Source organism: Acinetobacter sp. YH16031 (genome assembly GCF_013417335.1).
Classification (GTDB): domain Bacteria; phylum Pseudomonadota; class Gammaproteobacteria; order Pseudomonadales; family Moraxellaceae; genus Acinetobacter.
This window is the reverse complement of the sequence record NZ_VPED01000055.1, coordinates 1-6,886: the sequence shown is the minus strand read 5'-3', so window position 1 is coordinate 6,886 and position 6,886 is coordinate 1. Positions and strand designations below refer to the sequence as shown.

At 40.5% G+C, this 6,886-nt stretch carries 6 protein-coding genes; 1 reads left to right on the top strand and 5 read right to left on the bottom strand.

Features of this window, described 5'->3' with window-relative positions; translation table 11 throughout:
- Positions 1 to 154 precede the first annotated feature (154 nt).
- Positions 155 to 1,414, bottom strand: coding sequence for an iron-sulfur cluster carrier protein ApbC (apbC, locus tag FTV31_RS15105; RefSeq protein ID WP_180015609.1), 1,260 nt, complete (start codon positions 1,412 to 1,414; stop codon positions 155 to 157).
- Positions 1,415 to 1,704: 290 nt separating this feature from the next.
- Positions 1,705 to 2,508: a hypothetical protein gene (locus tag FTV31_RS15100; RefSeq protein WP_180015607.1), complete on the bottom strand. Its 804-nt coding sequence runs from the start codon at positions 2,506 to 2,508 to the stop codon at positions 1,705 to 1,707.
- A 314-nt stretch (positions 2,509 to 2,822) separates the two neighbouring features.
- Between FTV31_RS15100 and metG the strand changes: the two genes are divergently transcribed.
- Positions 2,823 to 4,880: a methionine--tRNA ligase gene (metG, locus tag FTV31_RS15095; RefSeq protein ID WP_180015605.1), complete on the top strand. Its 2,058-nt coding sequence runs from the start codon at positions 2,823 to 2,825 to the stop codon at positions 4,878 to 4,880.
- A gap of 46 nt (positions 4,881 to 4,926) precedes the next feature.
- Here the strand turns inward: metG and FTV31_RS15090 are convergent, their stop codons facing one another.
- From FTV31_RS15090 to FTV31_RS15080, 3 genes are read right to left on the bottom strand one after another with little or no spacing between them, the layout of a single operon-like run.
- Positions 4,927 to 5,607, bottom strand: a complete 681-nt coding sequence (locus FTV31_RS15090; RefSeq protein ID WP_180015603.1) for a GNA1162 family protein — start codon at positions 5,605 to 5,607, stop codon at positions 4,927 to 4,929.
- Positions 5,604 to 5,981: a DUF4810 domain-containing protein gene (locus FTV31_RS15085; RefSeq protein WP_180015601.1), complete on the bottom strand. Its 378-nt coding sequence runs from the start codon at positions 5,979 to 5,981 to the stop codon at positions 5,604 to 5,606. Before FTV31_RS15085 ends, FTV31_RS15090 begins: the two co-directional genes overlap by 4 nt.
- A 12-nt stretch (positions 5,982 to 5,993) precedes the next feature.
- Positions 5,994 to 6,665, bottom strand: a complete 672-nt coding sequence (locus FTV31_RS15080) for a CsgG/HfaB family protein (protein ID WP_104425838.1) — start codon at positions 6,663 to 6,665, stop codon at positions 5,994 to 5,996.
- Between the last annotated feature and the right edge of the window lie 221 nt (positions 6,666 to 6,886).

Below are 6,886 nucleotides of genomic sequence, written 5' to 3'. Positions count from 1 at the left end.
TGAAATACGGTATTCTGATGTGACAAAACCTGAATCCTGGTCGTTAAAGTGTTTGTTTGCACTCATATTTTAACTGTTAGGACTCAGGTTTTTTTATTTAAAGCAAACTATGGGACAGCAGTGGCCTCAGCTCTCTTTTTTTCACTATAGAATCTTAGAAAATACGAGTTTTATCTTTTTCTGCTTTTGGCAATTTTGCTGCAATTTTCTGGGCAATGGCCATATAACTTTCAGCAGCATCATCTCCAGCAATCACTGAAGGCTTACCGGCATCGGCATTTTCACGAATCACTGCCTTCAAAGGCAAGCGGCCGAGCAATGGAATATTGTATTGCTCTGACAGTTTATCACCGCCGCCTGTACCAAAGATCTGTTCTTCATGACCGCAGTTCGAGCAGATATGGGTCGACATATTTTCGACTACCCCCATCACTGGAATCTGCACACGGTTAAACAGTTCAATACCTTTAGTTGCATCCAGCAATGCCACATTTTGCGGTGTGGTCACAATCACTGCACCCGTTACCGGAATACGCTGAGCAAGCGTTAACTGGATATCACCTGTACCTGGCGGCATGTCAATCATCAGAACATCCAGATCTGGCCATAAGGTTTGATTGAATAGCTGCATCAAGGCACCTGTTGCTTTCGGACCGCGCCAAGCAACCGGCGTATTATTATCACCTGTTAAGTGACCAATCGACAGCACTGCCATACCATAAGCATCGAGTGGGACAAACTGCTCGGCTTCGATCATCGGGGTTTTGCCGGCATTGCCGAGCATCGTTGGAATACTTGGACCATAAATATCCGCATCCAGTACACCCACTTTCAAACCTAATTTTTGCAAAGCTAAAGCCAGGTTCACAGTTGTGGTTGATTTACCAACACCGCCCTTGCCTGAAGAGACCAGAATGACATTCTGAATGCGTGGATGTTTGGGTACATCTCGTTGCTGTGGAGCAGCTTTCTGGATCGGTGGATTATTTGGATCAGCTTCTGCTTGAGCTACGCTGCCTGAAGCATCAACTACAGGTGGCAGATTCGATTTTGAAGCAGCAGTTTGCGGCTGGCTGGAACAGCTCTCGCCTTCTACATGATGATGTCCACAACCGCCTTCTTTTTTATGACCCGTCTTTTGCTGAATCACATGCAGGTTTAGTTCTTTAATACCACATTTCTCTAGCGCATCCGCCAGTTCATCATGAATCTGCTGTAGCTGCTCTTTTTCTTCCGGATAGGTATTAATGGTGATCTGTAGTATCTCACCTTGCACATTGACCTGAGTAATCCGGTCTTTCAGTGCATTACTAGAATTTGGCAAGATATAGTTTTGCAGTACGTTCTGCACAGCTTCTTCGTTCACCTCCTTGGAAGGCGAAAAAACCGATTTAAGCGAAGAAAGCCAGGACATAGGTTACTCCAAAAAATATAGATAGACATCTGAATAGCTTAGTTTAACGAGGTTTTAGGCTCAGGTTAAGCAATCTGTATTCACAAGCCTGAAAGACAAATATGATTTCCAACTATTTTACTGGGTTTTAAATGATTACAGGGAAGAAAATTTATAAAGTCAGCATCACATCTTATTTATTGTTTTATATTATTGATATTTTAAAATTTTAAATAAAATTAATTAGATAGTATCCATTAAAAAGCCACTTCATTCAAAAACTGAATGAAGTGGCTTTCAACATGAAATGATTATTTATGATTTTTATCTTGGTCGGTCTTGTTTTGCCCAGATTGATCAGCTTTATCCTGATCCTTTTTAGCATCATCTTTATTATTGGTCTGATCTGAATTTTGGTCCTTATCCTTAGCCTCTTTAGATGAAGAATCCTGATTCTGCTTTTTCGAATCATCTGACTGAGACTGGTCATCGCCTTTCATTTTGGTCATGGTTTCAGCCGCCATCTGTTTCAACTCATTCAATTTCGTAGCAGCTTCATTCACCAACTCACTAATTTTGACCTTAGTATCTTCAAATTTGTGTAGCGCTTCATCTTTTAAATTTGCCATACGATCTTGGTCAGCCTGATTTGCCGATTTATCTCCAGAACTTTTATCCTGTGCCTTTTTCGAATCATCTGAACCTTGCTCGCCATTTTTCTGGCTGTCTGATTTGCCATTTTTTAGCTCATTCAGAATCTTTTCGCCTTTTTGCAATAGCTCTTCACCGATCGCGATGGCTTTCGCTTTTAAGTCATCCATTTTGGTACTTTCAGCTTTTTTATCTGATTGATCACCATGATTAGATTGATCATTTTTAGACGCATCTTTTTGCTCTGATTGCTGATTACCAGATGCTTTAGAGTCTTGCTGATGATCAGACTTTTCATCAGCACCATTTTTTTGGGCTTCTAGGACTTCTTCATGTTTCTGCTTATGCTGTTTATCAATCTCATTCTGCTTTTGCTCTTGTTCAATCTTGTCATGCAGCTCTCGTGCATGTTGTTCTTTATCTTGATTCTGTTTTGAAGTACTTGTCTGGTTATTCTGAGTCATGAGTACCCTCCTAAGGCGTCATAATAAAAATGATCAGCCAAATTTTTAGCACAAAGCATGCAATGACGTGGGGGAATTAAGCAAACTGCAACAAAGCCTGTACATGTTGTTGCTATTGCTTGCAGGAAGTAGCATCAACTTATCTCAATCGTATTTTTAGGAGCCAATTACCCGTCTATAGCCAGTTTTTGTATTCTGAATATTCGGCCTGATTTATTCCTTGTGCTTCTGTAAAAGCATTTCTTTGTAATCCCTTCTGCATCATGTAAAATTATGGCCCATTGCATAATGAATACGAATGAGAGAGTGAATCCGTGCGTAAAATCCTAGTCACCAATGCCCTTCCTTACGCCAATGGCCCGATTCATATGGGTCACTTACTCGGCTATATCCAGGCTGATATATGGGTACGTGCGATGCGTGCAATGGGTCATGACGTGACGTATGTCTGTGCGGATGATGCTCATGGTACAGCGATCATGCTGCGTGCTGAGGCAAATGGCATTTCACCTGAAGCACAGATTGCCAATGTGCAAAAAGAACATATTCGTGACTTTGACGGTTTCGGTGTGCATTTCGATCATTATGACTCTACCCACAGTGATACTAACCGCGCCCGTGCTTCAGAAATCTATATCAAAAACCGTGAAGCCGGTAATATTGCAGTTCGCCCTGTAACCCAGTTATTTGACCCTGAAAAAGGCATGTTCCTGTCAGACCGTTTCATTAAGGGTACATGCCCAAAATGTAAGGCGGAAGATCAATACGGCGATTCATGTGAAGTTTGCGGTACAACTTACAACGCGACTGAATTATTAAATCCAAAATCGACTTTAAGCGGCGCGACTCCTGTTGAGAAATCTTCGGATCATTACTTCTTTAAACTGCCAAATTTTGGTGAATACCTGCAAAAATGGACCCGTGACGAAGGCCGTCTACCCGTATCTATCGCCAACAAACTGGATGAATGGTTTGACAATGGCTTGAACGACTGGGACATCTCACGTGATGCACCGTATTTCGGCTTTGAAATTCCTGATGCGCCAAACAAATATTTCTATGTGTGGGTGGATGCGCCAATCGGCTATATGTCGAGCTTCGAGAATTACATCAAAACTAAACGTCCTGATTTAAGCTTCGATGATTTCTGGAAAAAAGATTCTAAAAATGAAGTCTATCACTTCATTGGTAAAGACATCGTTTACTTCCATGCCCTGTTCTGGCCTGCAATGCTGGAAGGTGCAGACTACCGTACACCAACCGGTTTATTCGTGAATGGCTTCCTGACTGTAAATGGTCAGAAGATGTCTAAATCTCGCGGTACCTTCATTAAAGCTGAAACTTATTTACAGCATTTGAACCCTGAATACCTGCGTTATTACTTTGCTTCTAAACTTTCTGACAAGGTTGAAGATTCTGACCTGAATCTGGATGACTTCGTTCAGAAAGTGAATTCGGACCTAGTGGGTAAAGTAGTGAATATCGCCAGCCGTTGTGCAAAATTCATCAATACCAAGTTTGACAACAAGCTAAGTGCAACTTGTGCCGAGCCTGAACTGGTTCAAAGCTTTATTGATGCTGGCGATTCAATTGCCAAAGCTTATGAAACCCGTGAATTCTCGGCAGCGATCCGTGAAATCATGGCACTTGCAGATAAAGCCAACCAGTACATCGATGAGAAAAAACCTTGGGCTTTAGCGAAAATTGAAGGCGAAGAACAACAGGTTCACGGTGTGTGTTCTGTAGGTATCAACCTGTTCCGTCAATTGGCTCTGTATTTAGCTCCAGTACTTCCAACTTTGGCTGCTCAGGTTCAGGACTTCCTAAAACTGGCTTCTTTCGACTTTGCTTCTCGCACTGAAATTTTGACTGGTCATGAAATTGCATTGTTCCAGCCACTGATGCAACGTGTTGATCCGAAAGCTGTGGCTGCGATGGTCGATGCGTCTAAGGATTCTTTAGCTGCACCTGCTGAGGCACCAAAAGCTGAGAAGAAAAAAGAGAAAGCTAAAGAGAAGAAAGCTGAGCCTAAAGTCGGTGAAGCTGAGATCATCACGATTGATGACTTCATTAAAGTTGATTTACGTGTTGCTGAAGTTCTGGATGCTGCAACGGTTGAAGGTTCTGATAAACTTCTTCAATTGACTTTGAATGTTGGTGAAGCTGAGCCACGTAATGTGTTCAGTGGTATCCGTGAGTTTTATAAACCGGAAGACCTGAAAGGTAAACTGGTGGTGATGGTTGCAAACCTGGCTCCACGTAAGATGCGTTTTGGTATTTCAAACGGTATGGTACTTGCCGCTGGTAATGGTGAAGGTGTTTGGGTGATTTCACCTGAATCTGGTGCTAAACCGGGTGATAAAGTGTCTTAACATTAAAAACTTAACATAAAAAATCCCCTCAATTGAGGGGATTTTTTTATTGCTGAGGACTTACTGAATTCTGTGAAAAATTCGGAGATCTTGGTCCATACAATAAACCTTTTTGCTGAGTCAAACGTGGTGAATACAACAATTGACTCACCGTGCCTGATAGTACATACGCCTTATCACTTAAATGATTCGAGATTTGATCCACCAAAGCACCAACCAACATACCCACTAAACCAGCATTATTATTGCTGTTAGCTAAGATCTGCTTTTCTGAACCTTCCCAAAGAAGCTGGCCAGTTTTTAAATCAACCAATTTAGCTTCTACAGCAACCGTAGCAACCGTTTGAATCACTTGATACTTCGAACCATACTCTTTTACTTTCACATACAGAGCAGCATCAGCGCCAAAAATTTCTTGTAGCTTTTGGGTACTTACTGTTTGAGCATCAGAACCGTTATAAATACCATTTTCCTTAAACATCGTATCGACAACGCTAATAGGAAAAACGTAATAACCTGCCTCAGCAACAGGAACAGTTACTGTTGACCAATAACTATAAGTTGCACGTGTGTCAGGAGATTCATTCACTGGTGGCATCACTAAAATAGACTTTGGCATATGTGCTGTGTAAGTGCTTAAATCACGTGTATTTTTCGGTGCAACCGCACAACCAGTAAATAACAGAACCACAGTACTTAAAGCGAATAAACGTTGTAAATTTTTCATTTCTTCGCTCCTGCTGTAGTTTGACCTGTCATTTTTTTCAGTAAACGCTCCATCAAAACAGTTGATTCTGGATAAACCTGACGTTCTAACTCAAAATACTCTAGTGCTCGTGGACCATTATTAAGATTTAAATTTAATAGCCCTAAATGTGCATATAAACCTGGAGGCACAGCCGCATTTTTAGCTTTAGCCTTCTCTATATCTTTTTCAAGTTTAGCAATCTGCTCTTGAGGAGAGGTTTTTTCAGGAACACTTAACAACAAATAAGTTTGTTGTGGATATGTCCCCCAACTATATAAAGATTGGGGACCACTTGCACAACCCACCAAACTTAGTGACATCACAATACCAAGTAATAAAAATATATTTTTCATGGAATAATCCTATTACTTGGTCGACCATTTACCAGTCTGTAAATCAAGCACAAGATTATTCACTGCTTCACGTACAGCTAAATCTAAAACTTTACCGTTTAATGTTGAGTCATAAGATGCGGTAGAACCAAAGCCAAGTACTTCACGCTCACTTAACGCATACTCACCTGCTCCTTGTACTGAGTGAACTACTTCTGCAGTTTTCACATCAACTACGTTAAGATTAACTTTTGCATAAGCAATTTGCGTTTTACCACGACCTAATACACCAAATAACTGGTGATCACCCACTTCTTTACGACCAAACTCAGAAACATCACCTGTTAATACAAAACGCGCTCCTTTAATTGATTGCGTCGATTTTCCAAACCCTGCTTCTTGTTGTAATTCAGATAAATTATCACGGTTTAAAACAGAGAAATAACCTGTTTGCTGCAAATGAGTTTCTAAAATTGTTTTTGCTTGTCCGCCTAGACGATCTACATTGTCAGAAAAAATTCCACGCATATAACTTGAACGGTTATCAAATTTCCCAATAGAAACTGCAGTTTTAGTACCCGTATACTTTACTTGTGCCGTCGCAGCCGTTACTTGGGGGGCTTGTATTGTTTTTGAAGTTTCAGTTGTTGAACACGCTGTTAACGCTAAGCAGGTTAAAGAACAAACGAGTGCTGTTTTTTTCAAAATATTAATCCTTTAGACTAAAAAAATTCTTATTAACTCAAAAAATAATTTTAACAATAAATAAACAATAACTCCACACAATAAATAAATTAACAATAGATCTCTTTCATAAATCAAAAAACGATCTTCTTTTTGGTTAATATTTGCACTCCGGACTTCTTAGCATTCGTGCATAATCTGCGGATGAAATACATCGATTCAAACAAGCTTTCTGATCCTCA